Source organism: Nocardioides scoriae, assembly GCF_900104965.1.
GTDB classification, from domain to species: Bacteria; Actinomycetota; Actinomycetes; order Propionibacteriales; family Nocardioidaceae; genus Marmoricola; species Marmoricola scoriae.
Map to the genome: position 1 here is coordinate 1,004,478 of NZ_LT629757.1, position 24,471 is coordinate 1,028,948.

23 protein-coding genes are annotated in these 24,471 nt (G+C 74.9%); 15 read left to right on the top strand and 8 right to left on the bottom strand.

Features of this window, described 5'->3' with window-relative positions; genetic code table 11:
• Nucleotides 1-47: 47 nt before the first annotated feature.
• Together BLU55_RS04865 and BLU55_RS04870 are read right to left on the bottom strand one after the other, a co-directional pair.
• Nucleotides 48-809 carry an IclR family transcriptional regulator gene (locus tag BLU55_RS04865; RefSeq protein ID WP_091726727.1) on the bottom strand — a complete coding sequence of 254 codons (762 nt, stop codon included), beginning with the start codon at nucleotides 807-809 and terminating at the stop codon, nucleotides 48-50.
• Nucleotides 810-860: 51 nt separating this feature from the next.
• Entirely contained in the window at nucleotides 861-2,132 is a 1,272-nt protein-coding gene (locus BLU55_RS04870; protein WP_091726730.1) for an MFS transporter, read from the bottom strand.
• A gap of 104 nt (nucleotides 2,133-2,236) precedes the next feature.
• Between BLU55_RS04870 and pcaH the strand changes: the two genes are divergently transcribed.
• The 7 genes from pcaH to BLU55_RS04905 are packed head-to-tail and all read left to right on the top strand — an operon-like array spanning nucleotide 2,237 to nucleotide 8,562.
• Entirely contained in the window at nucleotides 2,237-3,001 is a 765-nt protein-coding gene (pcaH, locus tag BLU55_RS04875; protein WP_091726732.1) for a protocatechuate 3,4-dioxygenase subunit beta, read from the top strand.
• On the top strand, nucleotides 2,998-3,570 hold the full coding sequence (gene pcaG / locus BLU55_RS04880) for a protocatechuate 3,4-dioxygenase subunit alpha (RefSeq protein WP_091726735.1): 573 nt from the start codon (nucleotides 2,998-3,000) through the stop codon (nucleotides 3,568-3,570). The genes pcaH and pcaG overlap by 4 nt, the downstream gene beginning before the upstream one ends.
• Complete coding sequence (locus BLU55_RS04885; protein ID WP_091726737.1) at nucleotides 3,567-4,781, top strand: lyase family protein; 1,215 nt, start codon at nucleotides 3,567-3,569, stop codon at nucleotides 4,779-4,781. Before pcaG ends, BLU55_RS04885 begins: the two co-directional genes overlap by 4 nt.
• Nucleotides 4,778-6,040 (top strand): bifunctional 3-oxoadipate enol-lactonase/4-carboxymuconolactone decarboxylase PcaDC, encoded by a 1,263-nt coding sequence (gene pcaDC / locus BLU55_RS20175; RefSeq protein ID WP_091726740.1) that lies wholly within the window; start codon nucleotides 4,778-4,780, stop codon nucleotides 6,038-6,040. Before BLU55_RS04885 ends, pcaDC begins: the two co-directional genes overlap by 4 nt.
• On the top strand, nucleotides 6,037-7,233 hold the full coding sequence (locus tag BLU55_RS04895) for a thiolase family protein (protein ID WP_091726743.1): 1,197 nt from the start codon (nucleotides 6,037-6,039) through the stop codon (nucleotides 7,231-7,233). The genes pcaDC and BLU55_RS04895 overlap by 4 nt, the downstream gene beginning before the upstream one ends.
• A complete protein-coding gene (locus tag BLU55_RS04900) occupies nucleotides 7,230-7,919 on the top strand; it encodes a 3-oxoacid CoA-transferase subunit A (protein WP_231917051.1) in 690 nt (229 codons plus the stop codon). The genes BLU55_RS04895 and BLU55_RS04900 overlap by 4 nt, the downstream gene beginning before the upstream one ends.
• On the top strand, nucleotides 7,912-8,562 hold the full coding sequence (locus BLU55_RS04905; protein WP_091726746.1) for a 3-oxoacid CoA-transferase subunit B: 651 nt from the start codon (nucleotides 7,912-7,914) through the stop codon (nucleotides 8,560-8,562). The genes BLU55_RS04900 and BLU55_RS04905 overlap by 8 nt, the downstream gene beginning before the upstream one ends.
• 111 nt (nucleotides 8,563-8,673) lie before the next feature.
• Here the strand turns inward: BLU55_RS04905 and BLU55_RS04910 are convergent, their stop codons facing one another.
• From BLU55_RS04910 to BLU55_RS04925, 4 genes are all read right to left on the bottom strand, one after another.
• Nucleotides 8,674-9,537 carry an NAD(P)-dependent oxidoreductase gene (locus BLU55_RS04910; RefSeq protein ID WP_091726748.1) on the bottom strand — a complete coding sequence of 288 codons (864 nt, stop codon included), beginning with the start codon at nucleotides 9,535-9,537 and terminating at the stop codon, nucleotides 8,674-8,676.
• A gap of 240 nt (nucleotides 9,538-9,777) precedes the next feature.
• Nucleotides 9,778-10,782: a glucose-6-phosphate dehydrogenase (coenzyme-F420) gene (gene fgd / locus BLU55_RS04915; RefSeq protein WP_091726751.1), complete on the bottom strand. Its 1,005-nt coding sequence runs from the start codon at nucleotides 10,780-10,782 to the stop codon at nucleotides 9,778-9,780.
• 5 nt (nucleotides 10,783-10,787) lie between these two features.
• Nucleotides 10,788-12,869 (bottom strand): PAS domain-containing sensor histidine kinase, encoded by a 2,082-nt coding sequence (locus BLU55_RS04920; protein ID WP_091726753.1) that lies wholly within the window; start codon nucleotides 12,867-12,869, stop codon nucleotides 10,788-10,790.
• Between the two features lie 91 nt (nucleotides 12,870-12,960).
• Entirely contained in the window at nucleotides 12,961-13,701 is a 741-nt protein-coding gene (locus BLU55_RS04925; RefSeq protein WP_091726756.1) for a GntR family transcriptional regulator, read from the bottom strand.
• Between the two features lie 137 nt (nucleotides 13,702-13,838).
• Here BLU55_RS04925 and BLU55_RS04930 point away from each other — a divergent pair, with 137 nt between their 5' ends.
• The 7 genes from BLU55_RS04930 to BLU55_RS04960 are packed head-to-tail and all read left to right on the top strand — an operon-like array spanning nucleotide 13,839 to nucleotide 22,025.
• Complete coding sequence (locus BLU55_RS04930; RefSeq protein WP_091726758.1) at nucleotides 13,839-14,759, top strand: TIM barrel protein; 921 nt, start codon at nucleotides 13,839-13,841, stop codon at nucleotides 14,757-14,759.
• Complete coding sequence (iolC, locus tag BLU55_RS04935; protein WP_091726762.1) at nucleotides 14,756-15,730, top strand: 5-dehydro-2-deoxygluconokinase; 975 nt, start codon at nucleotides 14,756-14,758, stop codon at nucleotides 15,728-15,730. Before BLU55_RS04930 ends, iolC begins: the two co-directional genes overlap by 4 nt.
• A complete protein-coding gene (locus BLU55_RS04940) occupies nucleotides 15,727-16,647 on the top strand; it encodes a Cgl0159 family (beta/alpha)8-fold protein (protein WP_197681096.1) in 921 nt (306 codons plus the stop codon). Before iolC ends, BLU55_RS04940 begins: the two co-directional genes overlap by 4 nt.
• On the top strand, nucleotides 16,644-17,534 hold the full coding sequence (gene iolB / locus BLU55_RS04945) for a 5-deoxy-glucuronate isomerase (protein WP_091726765.1): 891 nt from the start codon (nucleotides 16,644-16,646) through the stop codon (nucleotides 17,532-17,534). The genes BLU55_RS04940 and iolB overlap by 4 nt, the downstream gene beginning before the upstream one ends.
• Nucleotides 17,531-19,498 (top strand): 3D-(3,5/4)-trihydroxycyclohexane-1,2-dione acylhydrolase (decyclizing), encoded by a 1,968-nt coding sequence (gene iolD, locus BLU55_RS04950; protein ID WP_091726768.1) that lies wholly within the window; start codon nucleotides 17,531-17,533, stop codon nucleotides 19,496-19,498. Before iolB ends, iolD begins: the two co-directional genes overlap by 4 nt.
• The gene (locus BLU55_RS04955; protein ID WP_091726771.1) at nucleotides 19,495-20,994 is read left to right on the top strand and encodes a CoA-acylating methylmalonate-semialdehyde dehydrogenase; all 1,500 of its coding nucleotides are present in this window, start codon (nucleotides 19,495-19,497) and stop codon (nucleotides 20,992-20,994) included. The genes iolD and BLU55_RS04955 overlap by 4 nt, the downstream gene beginning before the upstream one ends.
• Nucleotides 20,995-21,026: 32 nt before the next feature.
• Entirely contained in the window at nucleotides 21,027-22,025 is a 999-nt protein-coding gene (locus BLU55_RS04960; protein WP_197681097.1) for a Gfo/Idh/MocA family oxidoreductase, read from the top strand.
• On the opposite strand, the gene BLU55_RS04965 is transcribed toward BLU55_RS04960, so the two are convergent.
• Nucleotides 21,985-23,076: an FUSC family protein gene (locus tag BLU55_RS04965; protein WP_091726774.1), complete on the bottom strand. Its 1,092-nt coding sequence runs from the start codon at nucleotides 23,074-23,076 to the stop codon at nucleotides 21,985-21,987. The two genes, BLU55_RS04960 and BLU55_RS04965, sit on opposite strands and share 41 nt — an antisense overlap.
• A gap of 53 nt (nucleotides 23,077-23,129) precedes the next feature.
• Here BLU55_RS04965 and BLU55_RS04970 point away from each other — a divergent pair, with 53 nt between their 5' ends.
• On the top strand, nucleotides 23,130-23,420 hold the full coding sequence (locus tag BLU55_RS04970) for a DUF1330 domain-containing protein (RefSeq protein WP_091726777.1): 291 nt from the start codon (nucleotides 23,130-23,132) through the stop codon (nucleotides 23,418-23,420).
• A gap of 103 nt (nucleotides 23,421-23,523) precedes the next feature.
• Here the strand turns inward: BLU55_RS04970 and BLU55_RS04975 are convergent, their stop codons facing one another.
• Nucleotides 23,524-24,309, bottom strand: coding sequence for a COG4705 family protein (locus BLU55_RS04975; protein WP_197681098.1), 786 nt, complete (start codon nucleotides 24,307-24,309; stop codon nucleotides 23,524-23,526).
• Nucleotides 24,310-24,471: the final 162 nt, after the last annotated feature.

Here is a 24,471-nt window from a genome sequence, read left to right on the forward strand (position 1 = left end):
GCCCCGCGAGACGCACACCACACCACGGTTCCGACCAGCGGAAGACCTCAGCGGGGCGCGACGAGCGAGCGACCGATCCCGTGGGCGGCCACCTGCAGCGCCGCCACCAGCTGCGGTCGGCCCGTGCGCAGGCTCGGGACCACCATGCCGAGCGCCGCGACGACGTCGCCGCGCTCCCCCGTGCGGATCGGGACCGCCACCGAGCAGGCGCCGAGGCTCATCTCCTCGCTGGTGGTCGCGTAGCCGTCGCGACGCACCCGGGCGAGCTGGCGCTGCAGCACCCCGGGCTGGCTCACGGTGTACGCCGTGACGCGGGTCAGCGCCCCCATCACCTCCTGCTGCAGCGACGCCGGGGCGTGGGCCAGGAGCACCTTGCCGACGCCGGTGGCGTGCAGCGGCAGCCGCGACCCGATCGTGCTGACGACCGGCACCGACGCGTGGCCGGCCAGCCGGTCGACGTAGAGCACCTGCGCGCCGTCGCGCACCGCGAGGTGGACCGTGGCGCGGGTCGCGGCGTACAGGTCGTGGAGGTACGGCGAGGCCACCTCCCGCAGCCCGGTCTGCACGGGCGCCAGCATGCCGACGTCCCACAGCCGCCGCCCGACGACGTAGTGCCCGTCGGAGGTGCGCCGCAGGGCGCCCCACGCGACCAGCTCCCCGACCAGCCGGTGCGCCGTCGGCACCGGCAGGCCGGCCCGCCCGGCCAGCTCGGTCAGCGTCAGCCGCCGGTGCTGCTCGTCGAACGCTCCCACGAGCGCCAGCGCGCGCCCGGTGACCGTCGTCCCCGCGCTCGAGGTGTTGCCCGCCATGGCGCCATCCTTCCACCCACCGGAACCACGACCCGCCTCTCTCGAGCGGGGTCAGCGGGCGACGGCCTCCTCGGGGGCGAGGTGGGCGGGGACGGTGGCCAGCGCCGCGACGGCGAGCAGCGCGGCGACCGCGAAGGCGTAGAAGCCCCAGGGGTACGCCACGCCGGCCGTCACGAGCGCGCCGCCGAGGAAGGGTCCGACGATGGCGCCCACGCGGCCCACGCCGGCGGCCAGGCCGAGGGCCGTGCCGCGCACCTCCGGCGGGTAGAGGTGGCCGACGAAGGCGTAGACCAGGACCTGGGCGCTGAAGACGAAGATGCCGGCGAGCAGGACGGCGGCGTACACCACCACGGCGCTCTCGACCTTGATGGACAGCAGCGCCAGGAACACGGCGGCCAGGCCGAACCACAGCAGCACGGTCGGCTTGTTGCCGCGCGAGTCCGAGAGGCCGCCGGCCACCAGCAGGCCGATGACGGCGCCGACGTTGAGGACGAGCAGCAGGCCGGTGCCGGCGGTGATGGAGTAGCCCGCCTCCCCCATGATCGTGGGCAGCCAGGTGTTGAGGCCGTAGACGAGCAGCAGGCCCATGAAGGAGGCGACCCACAGGCCGATGCTCACGGCCAGGTAGCGACCGCGCACGACGTCCCCGCTGCGGACCTGCGCGGAGGTCCGGCCGGCCTCCCGGTCGGCCACGGCGCGCAGGTAGGTCTCCGACTCGGGCAGCCTGGCCCACATCACCGGCAGGGTCAGCAGGCCGAGCACGCCGCCCACGACGAACATCGAGCGCCAGCCGTGGTCCTCGACCAGCCACAGCGCGAGCAGCGCCGTCAGCACCGCGCCGACGTGGTAGCCGGTCATCATCCGGGTCACCGCCGAGCCGCCGCGGCCCTGGGGCGCGTGCTCGGTCATGAAGGCCAGCGCTGTGGGCAGGCAGGCCCCGAGCCCGAGGCCCGCCAGGAACCGCAGCACGGTGAACTGGGTGACGTCCTGGGCCACCGCGACGGCCAGGGTCAGCACCGAGAAGGCCGCGATGCAGGAGATCAGCGTGACGCGGCGGCCGACGCGGTCGGTCAGCGGGCCGACGGCCACGGCGCCGAGCCCGACGCCGACCAGGCCGATGGTCGAGGCGGCGGTGAGGGAGGACGGGGTGAACCCCAGGTCGCCGGTCGCGCGCAGCGTCGGGATCACGGCGCCGAGGACGACGAGGTCGAAGCCGTCGAGGGCGACCGCGACCCAGCACAGCCACACCGGCCACCGGTCGCGACGACCGCCCTCGGCGGCCGCCCCCGAGGTGGGGCGCAGGTCAGGAGAGGAGGAGGACATGGCCCGACCGTGTCACCGGTCACGTGACGACGACCACAGCCGCCTTCCGGCCAGTGGAACTCTGGCCGCGCCGACCGGGACCCGGGTGCCCTACGTTCGGTCCCGTGACCACCACCCCCTCCCTCGCCACCCAGGCGCAGATCGACGCCGAGATCGCCTCGGTCTCGCAGGAGTACGCCGCGGCAGGCGTCGTCGAGACCCGCACCCGCGTCGACTACGCGCCGTACCGCTCCAGCCTGCTGCGCCACCCGACGAAGGACCTGCACCACGCGGACCCCGAGTCGATCGAGCTGGTCGCCCCCGTCTTCGGGCACAGCGACGTGGCCGCCCCGGAGGCCGACCTCACCATCCAGCACTCCGGCGAGCCGCTCGGCGAGCGGATCGTGGTCGCGGGCCGGGTCCTCGACGCCGACGGCCGACCGGTGCGCCACCAGCTCGTCGAGATCTGGCAGGCCAACGCCTCGGGCCGCTACATCCACCAGCGCGACCAGCACCCCGCCCCGATCGACCCGCACTTCACCGGGGTCGGGCGGGTGCTGACCGGCGCGGACGGCAGCTACACCTTCACCACGATCAAGCCGGGTCCCTACCCGTGGAAGAACCACCACAACGCCTGGCGGCCGGCGCACATCCACTTCTCGCTGTTCGGCACCGAGTTCACCCAGCGGATGATCACGCAGATGTACTTCCCCGGCGACCCGCTGTTCGCCCTCGACCCGATCTACCAGGCGATCGTCGACCCGCGGGCGCGCGAGCGGCTGGTGGCGACGTACGACCACGAGCTGACGCAGGCGGAGTGGGCCACGGGGTACCGCTGGGACATCGTGCTGACCGGCAGCCACCGCACCCCGATGGAGGACGACCTGTGAGCGAGCGACTGGTCCCGACCCCGGGACAGACCGTGGGGCCGTTCTTCGGCTACGCCCTGCCCTTCGAGGGCGGCGAGCGGCTGGTGCCGGCGAGCCACCCCGGCGCCGTGCGGCTGCGCGGCACCGTCCTCGACGGGGCCGGCGACCCCGTGCCCGACGCGCTGCTCGAGATCTGGCAGGCCGACGAGCAGGGCCGCGCACCGCGGCGCGAGGGCTCCTGGCACCGCGACCCCTTCGAGTTCACCGGCTTCGGCCGCACCCCGGTCGACCCCGCGGGCCGGTACGCCTTCACGACCGTCGTGCCGGGGGCCGCCGAGCCCGGTCGCGCCCCCTTCGTCGCGATGACCGTCTTCGCCCGCGGCCTGCTCGACCGGCTGCTGACGCGGGTCTACCTGCCCCTCGACGAGGACGTCCTGGCCGCCGACCCCTTCCTGGCCTCGCTGCCGGAGGACCGCCGCCGCACCCTGGTGGCCGGGCGCGACGAGCACGGGTTCGTCTTCGACGTCCACCTCCAGGGCGAGCACGAGACCGTCTTCCTCGACTTCGAGCCGGCGACCGGGGACCGATGACCGACCTGTTCTGGCCCGGCGACGACCGCGCCGAGGAGCACCTGTCCGGGGCGTCGTTCCTGGCGTCGATGGTCACGGTGGAGCAGGCGTGGCTGGACGCGCTGGTCGCCGCGGGCGCCGCGCCCGCGGACGCGGCGCTGCCGGGCGGCCTGGCCGCGCTGGTCGGCGCCGACGACCTCGCGGCCGTCGCGGGGGCCGCGGAGGCGTCCGGCAACCCGGTGGTGCCGCTGCTGCGCCTGCTACGGCAGCGCCTGGAGACCTCCTCCCCCGCGGCCGCGCGCTGGCTGCACCGCGGCCTGACCAGCCAGGACGTCGTCGACACCGCGCTCGTGCTCGGGGCGCGCGCGGCCACCGCCCGGCTGCTGGAGCACCTCGACGCGGCCGTCGCCGCGACCGCCGGGCTCGCCGAGCGCCACCGCGACGCGGTCGTGGCCGGGCGCACGCTGACCCAGCACGCCGTGCCGATCACCTTCGGGCTCAAGGCCGCGCACTGGCTCGCCGGCCTGCTGGACGCGCGCGACGACCTGCGGGCGCTGCGGTTCCCGGTGCAGGTCGGCGGGGCCGCCGGCACCCTGGCGGCCGTCGGGCTGCTCGGCGACGCCGAGGCGCTGGTGGCGGCCACGGCCGGCTCCCTGGGGCTCGAGGTCGCCCGGCCCTGGCACACCGTCCGGACGCCCCTGACCAGGTGCGCCGACGCGCTGGTGCGCACCACCGACGCGCTGGGCCACGTAGCCGACGACGTCCTGGTGCTCGCCCGGCCCGAGGTCGGGGAGCTCGCCGAGCCGGCCGCCGCCGGTCGGGGCGGCTCCTCGACGATGCCCCACAAGGCCAACCCCGTCCTGAGCGTGCTCGTGCGGCGGGCCGCCCTCACCACCCCCGGCCTGGCCGCCCAGCTCCACCTCGCCGCGGCGGGGACCGTCGACGAGCGCCCCGACGGCGCCTGGCACACCGAGTGGGCCACGCTGGCGACCCTGGGCCGACGTACGCTCGCGGCCGCCTCGCAGAGCGCCGAGCTGCTGGCCGGCCTGCACGTCGACACGGCCCGGATGGCCGCGCGGGCGAGCGCCGTCGCGCCCGACCTGCTGGCCGAGCAGCGGGGGCTGGCCGAGCTCGTCGGCGCCGCCCCGCTCGACGACCCCACCCGCTACCTGGGCGCCACCGGGAGGATCATCGACGAGGTCCTGACCCGCGCCCGCGAGGAGACCCCGTGACCGTCCCGACCATCACCGCCGCCCGGCTCACCGGCGCCGCGCACCGCGCCGAGCTGCCGCTGCTCGTGCTCGGCCCCTCGCTCGGGTCCTCCGCCTCGACGCTGTGGACCCGGTGCGCGATGTCGGGGCTGACCGAGGTCTTCGACGTCGTCGCCTGGGACCTGCCCGGCCACGGCTACAACCACGCCGTCCCCGACGGGTCGTTCACCGTGGCCGAGCTCGCCGAGGGCGTGCTGCGGGTGCTCGACGACGTCCTGGAGCAGCGGGGCGAGGTCGGTGGCGGCCGCGGCGGCTCCTTCGCGTACGCCGGCGACTCCGTCGGCGGCGCCGTCGGCCTGCAGCTGCTGCTCGACCACCCCGACCGCGTCACCTCGGCCGTGCTGCTGTGCACCGGGGCCCGCATCGGCGAGCCCGCCATGTGGGAGGGCCGCCTGGGCCAGGTGAGCGTCTCCGGCACCTCGGTCATGGTGGCCGGGTCGGCGGAGCGGTGGTTCGCCCCGGGCTTCCTCGACGAGCACCCCGAGACCGGCTCGGCGCTGCTGCACGCCCTGGCCGACGCCGACGACCGCGGCTACGCCCAGGTCTGCGAGGCGCTGGCCGGGTTCGACGTGCGGCACCGGCTGGGCGAGGTCGCCGCCCCCGTGCTGGCCGTCGCCGGCGCCCACGACGTCGCCACTCCCCCCGCGAACCTGCAGGAGATCGCCGACGGCGTCCAGCAGGGCCGCTACGTCGAGCTGCCCGACGTCGCCCACCTGGCGCCCGCCGAGGCCCCCGAGACGGTCGCCCGGCTGGTCCGCGCCCACGTCCTGGGCGAGGAGCCCGAGCCCCCGGCCGAGGCGCCGGCTCCCGCCGCGGCGACCGCCGCCGGGGAGCGGTACGACGCCGGCATGGCCGTGCGCCGCGAGGTGCTCGGCGACGCCCACGTCGACCGGGCCACCGCCGCTGCCACGCCGCTCACCGAGGACTTCCAGCGCTTCATCACCGAGTACGCCTGGGGCGGCATCTGGACCCGCCCCGGGCTCGACCGTCGCAGCCGCTCGATGATCACGCTCACCGCGCTCATCGCCCGCGGCCACCACGAGGAGCTGGCGATGCACGTCCGGGCCGCCCGCACCAACGGCCTCGACGACGAGGAGATCAAGGAGGTGATCCTGCAGAGCGCGATCTACTGCGGGGTCCCCGACGCCAACACCGCCTTCCGGATCGCCCAGCAGGTGCTGTCCGAGCTCGACGCCACCCCTCCAGGAGGAGACCGATGACCACGTCCGCCTTCGTCTACGACGCCGTCCGCACGCCCTTCGGCAAGTTCAACGGCGCGTACGCCGGCGTACGCCCCGACGACCTGGCCGCCACCGTGCTCCGGGCCGTGCGGGAGCGCGTGCCGGGCCTCGACCCGGCGGCCGTCGACCAGGTCCTGCTCGGCAACGCCAACGGTGCGGGCGAGGAGAACCGCAACGTCGCCCGGATGGCCACGCTGCTCGCGGGCTACCCGGTCTCGGTGCCCGGGTCGAGCATCAACCGGCTCTGCGGGTCCTCGCTGGACGCCGCGATGGCCGGGTCGCGCGAGATCGAGACCGGTGACGCCGAGGTCGTGCTCACGGGCGGCGTCGAGTCGATGACCCGCGCGCCCTGGGTGCTGCCCAAGCCCAGCCGGGCCTTCCCCGCCGGCAACCTCGAGGCCGTCTCCACGGCGCTGGGCTGGCGCTTCGTCAACGAGGCCATGCCCGCCGAGTGGACGGTGTCGCTGGGCGAGGCCAACGAGCAGCTCCAGGAGGAGTTCGCGGTCTCCCGCGAGCGCCAGGACGAGTTCGCCGTGCGCTCGCACCGGCTGGCCCACGAGGCCTGGGAGGCGGGGTTCTACGACGACCTCACCGTGGCCGTGGAGGGCACCGAGCTGACCCGCGACGAGGGCGTGCGGGCCTCGGCCAGCACCGAGTCGCTCGCGCGGCTGCGCCCGTCGTTCCGCAAGGACGGCACCATCACCGCCGGCAACGCCTCGCCGCTGTCCGACGGCGCCTCCGCCGTGCTGCTCGGGTCCGAGGCCGCGGCCGCGTCCCTGGGCCGGGAGCCGCTGGCCCGGATCGCCGGCCGCGCCGCCCACGCGCTGGAGCCGCAGCGCTTCGGCTACGCCCCGGTCGAGGCCGCGAACCGGGCGCTGGCCCGGGCCGGCATCGGCTGGTCCGACGTCGGCGCGGTCGAGCTCAACGAGGCCTTCGCGGTCCAGTCGCTGGCCTGCCTCGACGCCTGGAAGGTCGACCCCGACCTGGTCAACACCCGCGGCGGCGCGATCGCCGTCGGCCACCCGCTGGGCGCCTCGGGCGGCCGGGTGCTCGGCACCCTGGCCAAGGTGATGCGCGAGGGCGGCGTCCGCTGGGGCGTCGCGGCCATCTGCATCGGCGTCGGCCAGGGCCTGGCCGTGGTGCTGGAGAACGCCGGGGAGACGACCTCGTGACGACCGTGCTCGAGCGTCCGGGCGCCGAGGGGGCCGCGACCGCTGCCGACGAGGCCGTGGCCGACGTCCCCGACGGCGCGACCGTGCTGATCGGCGGCTTCGGCGCGGCCGGCCAGCCCGTCGAGCTGATCGACGCGCTGCGCCGGCGCGGCGCCCGCGACCTGACCGTGGTCAACAACAACGCCGGCAACGGCGACACCGGGCTCGCGGCGCTGCTGGCGACCGGGGCCGTGCGCAAGATGGTGTGCTCGTTCCCGCGGCAGAGCGACTCGTGGGTCTTCGACGACCTCTACCGCTCCGGCAGGATCGAGCTCGAGGTGGTGCCGCAGGGCAACCTGGCCGAGCGGATGCGGGCGGCAGGAGCCGGCATCGGCGCCTTCTTCTCCCCCACCGGCGTCGGCACGCCCCTGGCCGAGGGCAAGGAGGAGCGCACCATCGACGGTCGGCGCTACGTCCTGGAGATGCCGATCCGCGGCGACTACGCGCTGGTCAAGGCCCACGTCGCCGACCGGGTGGGCAACCTGGTCTACCGCAAGACGGCCCGCAACTTCGGTCCCGTGATGGCCACCGCGGCCACCACCACCGTCGTGCAGGTCTCCCGCGTCGTGGAGACCGGCGAGCTCGACCCGGAGGTCGTCGTGACCCCCGGCATCTACGTCGACCGGGTGGTGGTGACCCATGGGTGAGCGCGCGAGCACCTCCGAGCGGCTGTCCAAGGACCAGATCGCGGCCATGATCGCCGACGACATCCCGACCGGTGCCTTCGTCAACCTGGGGATCGGCCAGCCCACGCTGGTGGCCGACCACCTCGACCTCGAGCGCGGCGTGGTCCTCCACACCGAGAACGGCATGCTCGGGATGGGACGCGCCGCGGTCGGCGACGAGGTCGACCCCGACCTCATCAACGCCGGCAAGATCCCGGTCGTGGAGACCCCCGGGGCGTCGTACTTCCACCACGCCGACTCGTTCGCCATGATGCGCGGCGGCCACCTCGACGTCTGCGTGCTCGGCGCCTTCCAGGTCGCGGTCAACGGCGACCTCGCCAACTGGCACACCGGCGCGCCCGACGCGATCCCCGCCGTCGGCGGCGCGATGGACCTCGCCATCGGCGCCAAGGACGTCTTCGTGATGATGACGCTCTTCGGCAAGGACGGCTCGTCCAAGCTGGTCCGCGAGTGCACCTACCCGCTGACCGGCGTGGCCTGCGTCAGCCGGGTCTACACCGACCACGGCGTCTTCGAGATCACGCCGGCCGGCGTACGGCTGCGGGAGGCGTACGGCGCCACCGCCGACGAGCTGCGCCACCGCACCGGCCTCGACCTGCTCTAGCCGCCGAGCGGGCGATCGCAGCCCGCCAGGGAGCGTCGAGCGGGCGATCGCAGCACGCCAGGCGCCGCCGAGCGGGCGATCGCAGCACGCCGCGGAGCGTCGAGCGGGCGGTCAGTGCGCGGCGTACGTCGCCGCCATGTCCTCGTCGCCGTGGCCCGCGTCGACGGCGCGGGCGAGGTGGTCGCGGATGCCGGGCATGGCGCCGAGATCGACCCCGGCCGAGCCGGCGGCGGCCAGGATCAGCTCGACGTCCTTGAGCGCGCCCGACAGCGCGAACGACGGCTCGTAGCTGCCGGCGAGCATCGCCTTGCCCTTGAGCTGGACGTACGGCGCGTCCATCGCGCCGCCCGAGACCGCCTCGAGGAACAGCGCGGGGTCCAGGCCGAGCTCGCGGGTGAGCGTCAGCGAGTCGGCGACGCCCTCCAGCACGGTGACCACCCAGGCGTTGGCGGCGAGCTTGAGCCGGCTGCCGCCACCGGGCTGGTCGCCGACCCAGATGGTGCGACCGCCGATGGCCTCGAAGACGGGCCCGACCACGGCGCGCGCGGACTCCGGACCGGAGGCCAGCACGACGAGCGCACCGTCCTCGGCCGGCTTCTTGGTGCCGAGCACGGGGGCGTCGACGAGCGTCACGCCGAGGTCCTCGGCCAGCGCGACGAGGCGGTCCGAGCCGGCCACGCCGACGGTGCTCTGCTGGACCCACACCGTGTCGGCACCGAGGTGGCCGCGCGCCTGCTCCATGGTCTCGGCGACGCTGTCGGCGTCGTACAGCATGGTGAGGACGACGTCGGCGCCCTCGACCGCCTCGGCGACCGACCCCGCCACCGTCGCGACGTCGGCCAGCGGCTGCGCCTTCTCGGCGCTGCGGTTCCACACGGTCAGCGGCAGCCCCGCCGCGGCCAGGTTGCGGGCCATGCCGGCGCCCATCGTGCCGGTGCCGAGCAGGGTCACGGACGGGGTGGAGCTGGGGGACATGGGGGTTCCTCTCGGTGGGGCTGCGGTCGCACGCCTCGTACCCCGTCCGGTCGTGCCGCAACTGCCCGCTGGGCGTCGCCTGAGGTGCTCCGAACGCCCGCTCGGCGTCCCCGCGCGTGCTGCGATCGCCCGCTCGGCGTCCCCGCGCGTGCTGCGATCGACCGCTCGGCGCTCCTGGGCGTGCTGGAAACGCCCGCTCGGCGGTCCTCGGCGTGCTGCGAACGCCCCCTCGGGGCGTGCTCAGGCCAGGGCGCGGAGCCGCGGGAGCACGTCGCGGCCGAAGTCGCTCAGGAAGGTGTCCTGGTCGTGGCCGGGGGCGTGGAAGACGAGGTGGTCGAAGCCGGCGTCGAGGTAGGGCTGCACGGCGTCGACGACGCCGTCGGGGTCGGTCTCGACGATCCAGCGCTGGGCGACCTGCTCGATCGGCAGCTCGTCGGCGGCGCGGGCCATCTCGACCGGGTCGTCGAGGCCGTGCTTCTGCTCGGCGGTCAGCGACAGCGGGGCCCAGAACCGGCAGTTCTCCAGCGCGTCCTCGCGGGTCCGGGCGTAGGAGAGCTTGATCTCGATGGTGCGCTCGATCGCGGCCGGGTCCCGGTCCCCCGCCTCCGCGCCCGCGGCCACGGCGGGCAGCAGCTTGTCGGTGTAGAGGTCCATGCCCTTGCCGCTGGTGCAGATGAAGCCGTCGCCGGCGCGGCCGGCGTACTTCGCCACCACCGGGCCGCCGGCGGCGACGTAGATCGGGACCCCGCCCTCGGGACGGTCGTAGACGGTCGCCTCGTCGGTGGCGTAGTAGTCGCCCTCGAAGGTGACCCGCTCGCCGGCCCACAGCGCCCGCATCAGCCGCACCGACTCGCGCAGCCGCCCGAACCGCTCCTTGAACTCCGGCCACTCGAAGCGCGCGACCGACACCTCGTTGAGCGCCTCGCCGGTGCCGACTCCGAGGATCACGCGGTCGGGGTAGAGCGAGCCGAGGGTGCCGAACGCCTGCGCCAGCACCGCCGGGTTGTAGCGGAACGTCGGGGTGAGCACCGAGGTGCCCATCACGATCCGCTCCGTGCGCTCCCCCATGGCCGCCAGCAGCGACATGGCGTACGGCGCGTGGCCGTCGACGTGGCGCCACGGCTGGAAGTGGTCGCTCACCATGACGCTGTCGAGCCCCACCTCCTCGGCCCGGACGGCCAGCTCGACCAGCTGGCGGGGGGCGAACTGCTCGGCCGAGGCCTTGTAACCGATGCGCAGGGACACGAGGCTCAATCTGCCACACGCGCCTCGGCGGGGACGGTCGGGAGCCACACCTCCAGCAGGGTGCCGCCGTGGGGACCGGGACCGACGTCGAGACGACCCCCCGCCACGACGGCCCGGTCGTGCATGCTGGCCAGCCCCAGGTGGCCCGGTCGCCGCTCCAGGTCGGCGGCCCGCAGGCCCCGGCCGTCGTCGAGCACGCTCACCCGCACCCCGTGGTCCTCGCGGGCGACCTCGACGGCCACCGACGCCGCCCCGGAGTGGCGGCGGGTGTTGACCAGGGCCTCCTTGGCGACGCGGTACGCCGTGACCCGCGCGCCGTCGGACAGCCCGCTGTCGGGGTCGCCGACGACGCTCCAGGCGATGCCCGTCCCGTCCAGGACGTACGCCGCGGCCTCCCGCAGCGCGGTCACCAGGTCGGTGCGCCGGGCCGGCGACTCGAGGTCGAAGAGCAGGTGACGCAGCCGGGCGGTGGCCCCGGCGAGCGACTCGTGCATCCGCCCCAGGTCACGGCGCTGGGCATCGTCGAGGGAGTCGCCCAGCTGCCGCTCGAGCAGGGACAGCCGCAGCTGCACCGCCGCCAGCGCCTGCACCGAGTCGTCGTGGACGTCGGCGGCGATCCGGCTGCGCTCGTCCTCCTGCGCCTCCACCAGGCGGGTCAGCAGCACCTGTCGCGTCTCGGCGAGCCGCCGCAGGTCCTCGCGGGCCTGGGTGAGGTCGGTGACGTCGCGCTGGATGCTGCCGAGGGCGAGGGGCTCCCCCGTCACCGGGCTGCGCATCACGAAGCTGTGGCTGAGCACCGGGACGTCGTCGCCCCCGTCCTGGTGGCGCAGCCAGGTCGACCACTCCTGGTGACCGACGGCGCGCAGCTGCTCCATCGCGGCCGGGCCCCCGCCCGCGAGCACGTGGTCGGGGCGGAAGGACCGGTGGTCGAGCCGGCGCACGTCGTCGTCGGACCCCAGGCCGGTCATGGTGCGCCCGGCGGGGTTGAGGTAGAGCAGGCGGCCGTCCAGGTCCGCGATGGCGATGAAGTCGTCCGAGGCCTCGACCAGGGCCACGAACCGCTCCCGCTCCTCGGCGCTGAAGCTGACCTGGTCGTCGCTCTCGCGCTGGCCGTCGCGCAGCGTCTGCAGGGTGCGGACCATGGCCACCACGATGCCGAGGCCGAGCAGCGCGACCCCCGGCGCGGAGGGGTGGTCGAAGGGGGTGAGCACCACCAGGCCGACCAGGCACACCGTGGCGAGGACCGCGGTCCAGGCCAGGCCCGGGGCGGTGATCGACCGCGTGACGGCGGAGCGCTCCGGCTCCGCCGGCCCCGCTGCCGGTTCGGGCACGGTCCACGCCGCCAGCACGACCAGCGCGGTCGCCAGGTAGAGCAGTGCGCCCACCGGGTTGCCGGGTCGCCACACGCCCGCGGCCAGCATCACGAGGTAGGTCACGTCGACGACGGCCGAGAGCACCACGCCGGCCAGGAGCAGCAGGTCGGCGGGCCGGGCGCGGAGACCGGCGGCGACCATGGCCGCGACCACGGCCAGCATCGCCACGTCGAGCACCGGGTAGGCCAGGTTGACCGCGACCGCGTGGGGCGGCGTCCCCGGCGCCCCGAGCGGCCGGACCGCCATGTCCACCACCGCGACCGTGACCCCGCCCACCCCGAGCGCCGCGACGGCCCCGTCGAGCAGCAGCAGCCGCGGCAGGGCCCGTCGGCGCCGGGCCCCGCGCACCACGAGCGCGGCCAGGAACAGCAGCGCGGAGCCGACAAACAGGGCGTCGGCCGCCGAGGGGTAGGGCTGCGGGACCGCGGTGCGCACGAAGGTCCAGAAGACGACGAACCCCAGCGTCCGTGCGGTCACCGCGGCCGCGACCAGGCCCCACAGCCAGCGGCCCTCGCGCACGGTCGCGGCCCGCCACACCAGCGCGGCGCTCATCAGGGCGTAGCCGGCCCCCTGCAGGAAGCCGTCGACCTCCACCCGGAACCCCGGGCGCGACCGCACCCCGGGCACGGTGGACACGGCGTACACCGCTCCGATCGCGGCCACGACCGCGATCAGGACGCGCAGCCCACGGACGTGAGCCAGGCCCAGCGACATCGGGGCCCCCTCCCGAGCGATCGGCGTGCCGACACGGTAGCCCGAACTCGTCTCCACCGGGAGAGGTGTGACCGCCCGCCGGCCGCGGACCCTAGCGGTCGACCAGGGTGAGCTCGAAGGCGTAGAGGTCGGGGCGGTAGACGTGGCGGCCGAACTCGACGGCGCGGCCGGCGTCGTCGTACGCCGTGCGCTGCATCGTCAGCAGCGGCGAGCTGCGCTTCTCGTGGAGCAGCGTGGCCTCGCGGGCGCCCGCCCGGCGGGCACCGATCCGCTGCTTGGCCACCCGCATCAGGATCCCCGAGCGCCGCAGCAGCGCGTAGAGGCCGTCGTCGGCCAGGTCGTGGGCCCCGAGGTCGACCACGTCGAGCGGCAGGTAGTTGCGCATCAGGGCGAGCGGCTCCTCGCCGATCCACCGCAGCCGCTCCAGGCTCCACACCGGCGCCCCGGGGTCGACCTGCAGCTCGGAGGCGACCTCCTCGTCGGCGGGGGCCTGCGTCAGCTCGAGGAGGTCGGTGCGGGGCTGCTGGCCGGCCCCGGTGAGGTCGTCGTGGAGCGAGGTCAGCTCCAGCGAGCGGCGCACGCGTCCCTGCACCACCTGGGTGCCGACCCCGCGCTTGCGCACCAGCAGGCCCTTGTCGACCAGCAGCTGGATGGCCTGGCGCATGGTCGGGCGGGAGAGCCCGAGGTCGCGCGCCAGGGACACCTCGTTGTCGATCTTGTCCCCGGGTGCGATCTCGCCCGAGGCGATGGCACGCTCGAGCTGCTCGGCGACCTGGAAGTAGAGCGGCACCGGGCTCCCGCGGTCCAGGGTGATGGGCGGGCCGGAGGTCATGACCGGAGCCTACCGGCGGAGCGCCTCGCTTGTCAGTATGTCAGGACAAATAGTTGACACCCTGCCCGCGCGCGGTGGAGACTTCCCGGGTCCCCGAGTTTGTCACGACAAACTCGACCGATCCGAGAGGCCGCAGCATGTCCGAGCAGACCACGTCCCCCCTCGACCGGATCGCCGGCGCCCCGATCTCGTGGGGCGTGTGCGAGGTCCCCGGCTGGGGCCACCAGCTGCCCGCCGACCGGGTCCTCGGCGAGATGCGCGACCTCGGCCTGACCGCCACCGAGTTCGGCCCCGACGGGTTCCTGCCCGACGCGCCCGCGGCCAAGGCCGCCTTCCTGCGCGAGCGCGGGCTGCGTGCCGTCGGCGGCTTCCTGCCGGTGCTGCTCCACGACGCCTCCCACGACCCGATGCCCGAGGTCGACGCCTTCGTCGACGGCTGCCTGGCCGCGGACGCCGGCGTCGTGGTGCTGGCCGCCACCACCGGCACCGACGGGTACGACGTCCGTCCCGAGCTCGACGACGTGCAGTGGAAGACCCTGCTCGACAACCTCGACCGGATCGCCGAGCGGGCCTCCGAGCGCGGCGTGCTGGCCGTCGTCCACCCCCACATGGGCACCATGGTCGAGGGCGCCGACGACGTGCAGCGCGTGCTCGACGGCTCCAGCATCGGCCTGTGCGTCGACACCGGCCACCTCGTCGCCGCCGGCGCCGACCCGGTCGCGATCACGCTCGCCCACACCGACCGCGTGCGCCACGTCCACCTCAAGGACGTCGACGCCGCCCGGGCAGCCCGCGTGGTGGCCGGCGAGGTCTCCTTCTCCGACGCCGTCGCCGGCGGGATGTGGACCCGGCTGGGCGAGGGCTCGGTCGACGTGACCGCGATGATCGACGCCCTCGAGGACGCGGGGTACGACGGCTGGTACGTCCTCGAGCAGGACCTGATGCTGCTCGACGGCGAGCCCGGGGGCGAGGGCCCCGTCGCCGACGTGCGCCGCTGCCTGGCGTTCGTGCTCGACCGCCTCGAGGCCCGTCGCACCGGCGCGGGGGCGGACGCGTGAGCGCGCCCTTCGACGTCATCACGATGGGGCGGGTCAGCGTCGACGTCTACCCGACCCAGGTGGGCGTGCGGCTCGAGGACGTGACGACCTTCGGCAAGTTCCTGGGCGGCAGCTCGACCAACGTCTCGGTCGCCGCCTCCCGCCTGGGCCACCGGGCCGCGACCATCACGCGGGTCGGCGAGGACCCCTTCGGCCGCTTCGTGCACCAGGCGCTCGCCGGCTTCGGCGTCGACGACCGGTGGGTCTCGGCCGTGCCGGGGCTGCAGACGCCCGTCGTGTTCTGCGAGATCTTCCCGCCCGACGACTTCCCGCTCTACTTCTACCGGCGCCCGAAGGCCCCCGACCTGGAGATCTCGCCCGACGACCTCGACTACGACGCCATCCGGGCGGCCGAGGTCTTCTGGGTGACCGTCACCGGCCTGTCGGAGTCGCCCAGCCGCGAGGCCCACCTGGCCGCGCTCGAGGCCCGCGGGTCCGACCGGACCACGGTCCTCGACCTCGACTACCGGCCGATGTTCTGGGGGTCCGAGGCCGAGGCCACCGCCCAGGTCGAGGCCGCGCTGCCCCACGTGAGCGTGGCCGTCGGCAACCTCGAGGAGTGCCGGGTGGCCGTCGGCGAGTCCGAGCCCGCCGCCGCGGCGAAGGCGCTGCACGACGCCGGCGTCAGCCTGGCCGTCGTGAAGCAGGGACCCCTCGGCGTGCTGGGCAGCCGTCGCCGACCCGACGGCACCGAGGACCACGTCGTGGTGCCGCCCGTGCCGGTCGAGGTGGTCAACGGCCTCGGCGCCGGCGACGCCTTCGGCGGCGCGCTGGTCCACGGCCTGCTCGAGGGCAGCGACCTGCGGACCATGCTCACCTGGGCCAACGCCGCCGGGTCCTTCGTCGCGGGCCAGCTGGCCTGTGCCGACGCGATGCCGTCGGTCGACGAGCTGGGCACCTACCTGCGCGAGCACGAGAAGAGCACCCGATGACCACCCTGTCCCCGGCGCCCGCCACGAGCGGGCCGCGCGTCGGACCCGACGACGTCGCCCGCCTCGTGGCCACCCGCGTCGCGCACCCCGAGCGCGTCGCCGAGCTGTACGCCGCCCGCCGGGCCCCCGAGGGCCTCGTCGGCCGCACCGGCCGGCTGATGCTCATCGCCGCCGACCACCCCGCCCGCGGCGCCCTGCGCGCCGGCCCCGACCCGCTGGCCATGGGCGACCGGGCGCAGCTGCTCGACCGGCTGGTCCGGGCGCTGGCCCGACCGGGGGTCGACGGCTTCCTCGGCACCCCCGACGTCGTCGAGGACCTGCTGCTGCTCGGCGCTCTCGAGGACAAGGTGGTCATCGGGTCGATGAACCGCGGCGGCCTCGCCGGCACCTGCTTCGAGATGGACGACCGGTTCACCGGCTACGACGCCGCCACCATCGCCGCCGCCGGTCTCCAGGGCGGCAAGATGCTGCTGCGCATCGACCCCGAGGACCCCACCACCGTGCGCACCCTCGAGGCCTGCGCCGGCGCGGTGTCCGAGCTGGCCGGCGAGCGCGTGATGGCCATGGTCGAGCCCTTCATCTCGGGCCGCGACGAGTCCGGCCGGGTCCGCAACGACCTCTCGGCCGAGGCCGTGGTCCGCTCGGTCGGCGTCGCCGCCGGCCTGGGCACCACCTCGGCCCACACCTGGCTCAAGCTGCCCGTGGTCGCCGACATGGAGCCGGTGCTGGCCGCCTCGGCGCTGCCGGTGCTGCTGCTCGGCGGCGAGGTCGCCGACGACGCCGAGGCCCAGCGGGCCTCCTGGCGGGCCGCCCTCGCCAGCCCGGTCGTGCGCGGCATGGTCGTGGGCCGCTCGCTGCTCTTCCCGCCCGACGGCGACGTCGAGCGGGCCGTCGACGCCTGCGTGGAGCTGATGTGAGCGAGGTCCTCGGTCCCGTGGTCCGACGTGGCGAGGCGGCCGCCGGGCCCTTCGCCCTGGAGGTGACGCCCGCCTCCGCAGGCTGGACCCACAGCGGGCTGCGGGTCCTCGAGCTCGCCCCCGGGCAGTCCGAGACCGTGGCGACCGGCGGCAGCGAGGTCGTGGTGCTCTCGCTCGGCGGCGCGGCCGGCGTGGTGGTCGACGGGGCGGCGTACGAGCTGGAGGGGCGTCGCGACGTCTTCGACGGCCCGAGCGACGCGGTCTACGCGCCCCGTGACGCGGAGGTGGTGCTCTCCAGCCGCGCGGGCGCCCGGCTCGCGCTGTGCTCCGCCGTGTGCGAGACGCGGCTGCCGGCGGCGTACCTGCCCCGGAGCGACGTGCCCGTCGAGCTGCGCGGCGCCGGACGGGCCAGCCGCCAGGTCAACAACTTCGGGGTCCCGGGCGTGCTCGAGGCCGACCGGATCATCGCCTGCGAGGTCCTCACCCCGGGCGGCAACTGGTCGTCGTGGCCGCCGCACAAGCACGACGAGGAGCGCGACGGCGAGACCCGCCTGGAGGAGATCTACTACTTCGAGGTGGCCGACGGCCCGTCCGGGCCCGGCTTCGGGCTGCAGCGCGTCTACGGCCACGAGCACGCCGAGATCGACGTCACCGCCGAGGTCCGCACCGGCGACGTCGTCCTCATCCCCCACGGCTGGCACGGCCCCTCGGTGGCCACCCCCGGCTACGACCTGTACTACCTCAACGTGATGGCCGGTCCCGGGCCCGAGCGCTCGTGGCAGATCTGCGACGACCCCGCCCACGCCTGGGTCCGCGGCACCTGGCCCGACCAGGACGTCGACCCGCGGCTCCCGTTCCCGGGCGCCACCCCAGGAGGAGACCGATGAGCACGACCCCCACCGTCCGGTTGACCGTCGCCCAGGCGCTGGTGCGCTTCCTCGAGGTGCAGCACGTCGAGCGCGACGGCGACGTGCAGCCCTTCTACGCCGGCTGCTGGGGCATCTTCGGCCACGGCAACGTCGCCGGCGTCGGCCAGGCGCTGCTCGAGCGCGAGCAGTCCGACGACCCCGCGGCGCTGCGCTACTTCCAGGGCCGCAACGAGCAGGCCATGGTGCACGCGGCCGTCGCCTACGCCCGTCACCGCGACCGGCTCGCCACCATGGCCGTCACCGCCTCGGTCGGCCCCGGTGCGACCAACATGGTCACCGGCGCCGCGCTGGCCACGATCAACCGGCTCCCCGTGCTGCTGCTGCCCGGCGACACCTTCGCCACCCGGGTGGCGCAGCCGGTCCTGCAGGAGCTCGAGACGTCGTACGCCGGCGACGTGTCCGTCAACGACGCCTTCCGACCCGTCTCGGCGTACTTCGACCGGGTCGACCGCCCCGAGCAGCTGCCCTCCGCCCTGCTCAACGCGACCCGGGTGCTGACCGACCCGGCCCAGACCGGCGCGGTGACCATCGCGCTGCCGCAGGACGTGCAGGCCCAGGCCCACGACTGGCCGGTCGAGCTGTTCGAGACGCGGGTGTGGCACGTCGCCCGGCCGCTGCCCGAGCGCTCGGTGCTCGACCGCGCGGTCGAGCTGGTCCGGCAGGCCGAGCGGCCGCTGCTGGTCGCCGGCGGCGGCGTCATCTACAGCGGCGCCGACGTGGTGCTGCGCGAGCTGGCCGAGGCCACGGGCATCCCCGTGGCCGAGACCCAGGCGGGCAAGGGCTCGCTCCCCTACGACCATCCGCAGTCCGTCGGTGCCGTCGGAGCCACCGGCACCACGGCTGCGGATGGTCTCGCCGCCGAGGCCGACCTGGTGATCGGCGTCGGCACGCGCTGGAGCGACTTCACCACCGCCTCGCGGACCGTCTTCGCCCACCCGGACGTGCGCTTCGTCAACCTCAACGTCAGCGCCTTCGACGCCCACAAGCACGGCGCCGTCTCGCTGGTGGCCGACGCCCGCGAGGGGCTCGCGGCGCTGCGCGACGCGCTGGCCGGCTGGACCGCTCCGACCGCCCACACCGAGCGGGCCACGACGCTGGCGCGCGCCTGGGACGCCACCGTGGAGCAGGCCTACACCGACACGGCCGGCACGCCCGCCGAGGGCCTGATGGTGCAGTCGCAGGTGCTGGGCGTCGTCAACCGGGTGAGCGACCCGCGCGACGTGGTCGTGTGCGCCGCCGGGTCGATGCCGGGCGACCTGCACAAGCTGTGGCGCACCCGTGACCGCAAGGGCTACCACGTCGAGTACGGCTTCTCCTGCATGGGCTACGAGGTCGCCGGCGGCCTCGGGGTCAAGCTGGCCGCCCTCGACGAGGCCGACCTCCACGGCGCCGAGGACCGCGACGTCGTGGTCATGGTCGGCGACGGCTCGTGGCTGATGATGAGCAGCGAGATCGTCACCGCGGTCGCCGAGGGCCTCAAGGTGATCGTGGTGCTCGTGCAGAACCACGGCTTCGCCTCGATCGGCGCGCTCTCGGAGTCGCTCGGCTCTCAGCGCTTCGGCACCCGCTACCGCGCCCGCACCGCCACCGGTCTCGACGGCTCGCGGCTCCCGGTCGACCTGGCCGCCAACGCCGCCAGCCTCGGCGCCGACGTGCTGGTCGCCCACGGACTGGAGGACCTCGAGTCGGCGGTCCGCAAGGCCAAGGAGTCGACGCGCACGACCGTGATCCACGTCGAGACCGATCCGCTGGTCCCGGCTCCGTCGAGCCCCGCCTGGTGGGACGTGCCGGTCGCGGAGGTGTCCGTGCTGGAATCGACCCGGACGGCCCGCGCGGCGTACGACGGACACAAGCGCGAGCAGCGCACCCACCTCTCACCCGCCTCCCCCCGGGGCACCACCACGAAGGACGAGCAGCGATGAGCCACACCTACGACCACTGGATCAACGGGGCGGCGACCCCCGGCGAGAGCGACCGCACGGGCGACGTCTACGACCCGGCGCTCGGCTCGGCCGCGAGGCAGGTGCGCCTGGCGACCGCCGGCGACGTCGACCTGGCCGTGGCCGCCGCCGCCGAGGCCTTCACCACCTGGAGCGAGAGCTCCGTGGTCGCCCGCTCGCGGGTGATGTTCGCCTTCCGCGAGCTGCTGGTGCAGCACGAGGACGAGCTGGCGCAGCTGATCTCGGCCGAGCACGGCAAGACCCTCGACGACGCCAGGGGCGAGGTGGTCCGCGGCCGCGAGGTCGTGGAGTTCGCGTGCGGCATCGCGCAGCTGCTCAAGGGCGAGTACAACGACCAGGTCTCCGGCGGCATCGACTCCCACTCGTTCCGCCAGCCGCTCGGCGTCGTCGCCGGCATCACGCCGTTCAACTTCCCGATCATGGTCCCGCTGTGGATGCACCCGGTCGCGATCGCGTGCGGCAACACCTTCGTGCTCAAGCCGTCCGAGCGCGTGCCCGGCGCCTCCGACCTGGTGGCGCGGCTCTACCAGCAGGCCGGCCTGCCCGACGGCGTGTTCAACGTCGTGCACGGCGACAAGGTCGCGGTCGACCGGATCCTCGAGCACCCCGACGTCGCCGCGGTGTCCTTCGTGGGCTCCACGCCGATCGCGCGCTACGTCCACGAGGGCGCCAGCCGCACCGGCAAGCGCGTGCAGGCCCTCGGTGGCGCCAAGAACCACGCCGTCGTGATGCCCGACGCCGACCTCGACTTCGCCGCCGACCACATCGTGGCCGCGGGCTACGGCTCCGCCGGGCAGCGCTGCATGGCGATCTCGGCCGTCGTGGCCGTCGGCCCCGCCGCCGACACCCTGGTCGACAAGATCCGCGAGCGCAGCGTCGACCTCACCGTGGGCCCCGGCACCGGTGAGGGCGTCGACATGGGCCCCGTGGTCACCCGCGCCTCGCGCGACCGGATCGTCGACTACGTCGGCCAGGGCGAGGACGCCGGCGCCAAGGTCGTCGTGGACGGCCGTGAGGTCACCGTCGAGGGCCACGAGGAGGGCTTCTTCGTCGGCCCCACGCTGCTCGACCAGGTCACCACCGACATGTCGGTCTACACCGACGAGATCTTCGGTCCGGTCCTGACCGTGCTGCGCGTGCCGACCCTGGAGGCGGCGATCGAGCTGATCAACGCCAACCCCTACGGCAACGGAACCGCGGTGTTCACCTCCTCCGGGGAGGTCGCCCGCACCTTCCAGCGCAAGGTCACCGTCGGCATGATCGGCATCAACGTGCCGGTGCCCGTCCCGATGGCGTTCCACTCCTTCGGCGGCTGGAAGGACTCGCTGTTCGGCGACCACCACATCCACGGTCCCGAGGGCGTGCGCTTCTACACCCAGGCCAAGGTCGTCACCACCCGCTGGCCCCACGTGGCCGAGGAGTCGCTGGCGCAGCTCAACTTCCCGACCGCCCAGTGAGCGGGCCAGTGAGCGGACCAGCGAGCGGGCCGGTGTCGGGGGTCCTGCGCGTCGGGGTCATCGGCGCCGGCGCGATGGGCGCCTCCCACGTGCGGACCCTGTCCGAGAGCGTGCCCGCAGCCCGGGTGACGGCCGTCTACGACCGCGACGTCGCCCGGGCCGGCGAGGTCGCGGGGGCCGTGGGTGCGGTGGCGACCGACTCGGCCGAGGCCCTGGTGGCCTCGGGCGAGGTCGACGCCGTCGTGGTCGCCTCCCCCGACTTCACCCACGCCGACCTGGCCGTGGCCTGCATCGACGCCGGCAAGCCGGTCCTGTGCGAGAAGCCGCTGGCCGTGACGGCCAAGGACGCCCTGCGGGTGGTCGAGGCGGAGGTCGCGGGTGGACGGCAGCTGGTGCAGGTCGGCTTCATGCGCCGCTTCGACCCCGGCTTCCTGGCGCTGCGGCGCCACGTCGCCGACGGGACGCTGGGCGAGGTGCGCCTGGTGCACGCCGTGCACCGCAACGCGACCAACTCGACCAGCACCGACGACGCGACGCTGGTGACCGGGTCGATGGTCCACGAGCTCGACATCGTCCCGTGGCTGCTCGACGACCCGCTGGTCGGCATCCGCGTCGAGTCCCCGGTGGCCGAGGGGTTCCGCGACCCGCAGCTGGCGACGCTGTGGACCCGCAGCGGCGTCATGGTGACCGTCGACATCTTCGCCAACGCGGCGTACGGCTACGACGTGCGCTGCGAGGTCGTCGGCACCCGCGGCACGGCCGCGCTGTCGCCGGTCGCCCCGGTCAGCCTGCGGGCTGCCGGTCGCGAGGGCACCGCGCTCGGCCAGGACTTCGTGGCGCACTTCCTCGAGGCCTACCGGGTCGAGCTCTCGGCCTGGGCCGAGGCCGCCGCCCGCGGCGGGGTCGACGGGCCGAGCGCCTGGGACGGCTACCTGGCCAACGTCGCCGCCGAGGCCGGCGTGGCGTCGCTGTCGACGGGCAGCCGCGAGGTCATCGACCCCGGGGAGCGTCCGGCGCTGTACGCCGGCTGAGCGGGCCGGCCCGCGCCACCAGCGCCGCGCCGAGCAGCGCCACCGCGAGGCCGAGCAGGGAGCCGACGACGGTCTCCACGCCGCGGTCGAGCAGCAGCGGGCCGACGGGGCGCGGCGCGGCCAGCTGGCCCATCAGCAGCGCCAGCGGGGTGATGGCCAGCAGCGCCAGGGCGTAGTGGCGCGTCACCACGAGCTCGGTCAGCAGCTGGAGCACCCCGACCACCACCACGACGGCGACGTCGTCGGTCACCACCAGCAGCAGGGCCGCCGCCACCACCAGCCCCAGCAGCGTCCCGGCGATGCGGTGGGCGGCCCGCTCCCAGCGGTGGCGGCGGTCGCGGCCGGTGACGACGGCGACGGCGGCCACCATCGACCAGTAGGGGTGGCCGATGCCGAGCCCCGTCGAGACCGCTCCCGAGAGCACCACCGAGACGGCGGCCAGGGCCGGGTAGAGCGTCGTGCCGCGCGGGACCGCGGACGGGGTGGGTGCCCCGGCCTGCGCCCGGGTGCCCGGCGGGGCGGCGGGCCGAGGTGGCTGCGGTCCCTGCGGCACGACCAGCCCGCTGAGCAGGCCCACCACCACGGCGTACGCCGCGCTGGCCGCGGCCACCGCCAGCGCCACCGGCACCTGGTCGGGCTCGCGCGCCACGCTGGCGACCGCCCCGAAGGCGAAGACCAGGAACAGCGGGCCGGGCGGACGCCACTCCTCGAGCACCACGATCGCGCTGCCGAGGGCCGCGACCACCCCGCAGCCGAGCACCAGCCACCACTCCCGGTCGGCGAGCGTCCCGGCGGCCGCGCCGGCCGTCACGCACGTCGTGAGCAGCGCCGCGCCAAGGAGCTGGCGCCGCAGGCGCCGACCAGTCGGCTGGTTGCGGCCGTAGAGGGCCGCGAACGCCCCGAACGCGGCGTACGACGTCCAGTCGGTGCGGCCCAGGGCCAGCACCACGAGCAGCGACCCGGCCACCGCGACGGTCGCCTGGGCGGCGGCCCGGCGGTCGTCGGGGCGCCGCGGCCCGAGGTGGAGCCACCCGGGTCTGGCTGCGGTCACCGGCGCTCCCGTCCCCCGTGCGGCTCCCGACGCGGCTGCGGCAGGATGGCGGCATGACTGCCTACTGGATCAGCATCTACCAGGAGATCACCGACGAGGCCAAGCTGGCGGCGTACGCCGAGCTGGCCGGTCCGGCCATCACGGCCGCCGGCGGTCGCTTCATCGCCCGCGGCATGCCCGCCCAGGTCTACGAGGCCGGCCGCGAGACCCGCTCGGTGCTGGTGGAGTTCCCCTCGGTCGAGGTCGCCCGCGAGGCCCACGACAGCCCGGCCTACCAGGAGGCCCTGGCCGCCCTCGACGGCGGCGCCGTCCGCGACCTGCGGATCGTCCCCGGCGTCGAGTAGCCCGCCGAGCGGGCGATCCCAGCACGCCCCGGCCCGCCGAGCGGGCGGTCCCAGCACGCCCCACGCCGCCGAGCGGGCGATCGCCGCCCGCTCGGCGGCGCCCTCACACCTCGCGCACGGGTGAGGTCCGGTCGACCTTCGTGATGCTGAGGAACACCACCGTGGCCAGGATGGTCGCGAGGAAGACCACGCTGGTCACCAGCGTGCCGAGCCCGAGGCCGCCGTCGGCGTGCGGGCTGGCGAGGAAGTCGCCGATGTTGGCGCCGAGCGGCCGGGTGAGGACGTAGGCCAGCCAGAAGGACAGCACAGGGCCCAGGCCCGCGCGCCACGCGACGAGCACCAGGGCGATCAGGCCGGCGGGCAGCAGGATCGAGGCACCCGGCGACCAGCCGGTCAGCTCGAGGGTCCAGTCGCCGACGGCCGTGCCGAGGGCGAAGGTCACCAGGACGACCAGCCAGTACCAGCCCTCGCGGGGCGTCGTGGTGATCGAGTGGATCGACAGGGTGCGCTCGCGGGCGTACCACGCGCCGAAGACCACCGCGAGCAGCACGGCGAAGCCCGTCGAGCTGATCCACAGGGGCACGCCGTGCGCGTCGGTGAGGTTGTCGGTCAGCAGGGTGCCGACGACGCTGATCAGCACGACCGCCAGCCAGTAGATGCCTGGGACGTAGCGGCGGCTGCGGAACTGCGCCACGAGCACCGCCACCAGCGCGACCGTGAACAGCACGGTCGTGTTGGTCAGGCCGAAGCCCAGGGTCTCGTTGACGTAGTCGGCGAAGCTCTCGCCGACGGTCGTGCACAGGATCTTGATGACCCAGAAGAAGACCGTGACTTCCGGGACCTTGTTGAGCATCTGGCGGCGGCTGGGCGCTGGGGTGGTCGTCGTCATGGGTGGCAGCCTGGGCGATCCCGCCTGGACGCGACCTGACCGTGCTGCGGCGTACGACATCCGCCCGCTCGGTGTCCCACGGCGTACGACGATCGCCCGCTCGGCGTCCCGCGGCGTACGACGATCGCCCGCTCGACGTACCCCGGCGTGGTGCAATCGCCC

Bases quoted from the DNA above. Each gene is read 5' to 3' on its own strand.
- BLU55_RS04865 (WP_091726727.1), bottom strand. From the start codon at position 809: ATGGCGGGCAACACCTCGAGCGCGGGGACGACGGTCACCGGGCGCGCG.
- BLU55_RS04870 (WP_091726730.1), bottom strand. From the start codon at position 2,132: ATGTCCTCCTCCTCTCCTGACCTGCGCCCCACCTCGGGGGCGGCCGCC.
- BLU55_RS04885 (WP_091726737.1), top strand. From the start codon at position 3,567: ATGACCGACCTGTTCTGGCCCGGCGACGACCGCGCCGAGGAGCACCTG.
- BLU55_RS04895 (WP_091726743.1), top strand. From the start codon at position 6,037: ATGACCACGTCCGCCTTCGTCTACGACGCCGTCCGCACGCCCTTCGGC.
- BLU55_RS04905 (WP_091726746.1), top strand. From the start codon at position 7,912: ATGGGTGAGCGCGCGAGCACCTCCGAGCGGCTGTCCAAGGACCAGATC.
- BLU55_RS04910 (WP_091726748.1), bottom strand. From the start codon at position 9,537: ATGTCCCCCAGCTCCACCCCGTCCGTGACCCTGCTCGGCACCGGCACG.
- BLU55_RS04920 (WP_091726753.1), bottom strand. From the start codon at position 12,869: ATGTCGCTGGGCCTGGCTCACGTCCGTGGGCTGCGCGTCCTGATCGCG.
- BLU55_RS04925 (WP_091726756.1), bottom strand. From the start codon at position 13,701: ATGACCTCCGGCCCGCCCATCACCCTGGACCGCGGGAGCCCGGTGCCG.
- BLU55_RS04930 (WP_091726758.1), top strand. From the start codon at position 13,839: ATGTCCGAGCAGACCACGTCCCCCCTCGACCGGATCGCCGGCGCCCCG.
- BLU55_RS04940 (WP_197681096.1), top strand. From the start codon at position 15,727: ATGACCACCCTGTCCCCGGCGCCCGCCACGAGCGGGCCGCGCGTCGGA.
- iolD (WP_091726768.1), top strand. From the start codon at position 17,531: ATGAGCACGACCCCCACCGTCCGGTTGACCGTCGCCCAGGCGCTGGTG.
- BLU55_RS04955 (WP_091726771.1), top strand. From the start codon at position 19,495: ATGAGCCACACCTACGACCACTGGATCAACGGGGCGGCGACCCCCGGC.
- BLU55_RS04970 (WP_091726777.1), top strand. From the start codon at position 23,130: ATGACTGCCTACTGGATCAGCATCTACCAGGAGATCACCGACGAGGCC.
- BLU55_RS04975 (WP_197681098.1), bottom strand. From the start codon at position 24,309: ATGACGACGACCACCCCAGCGCCCAGCCGCCGCCAGATGCTCAACAAG.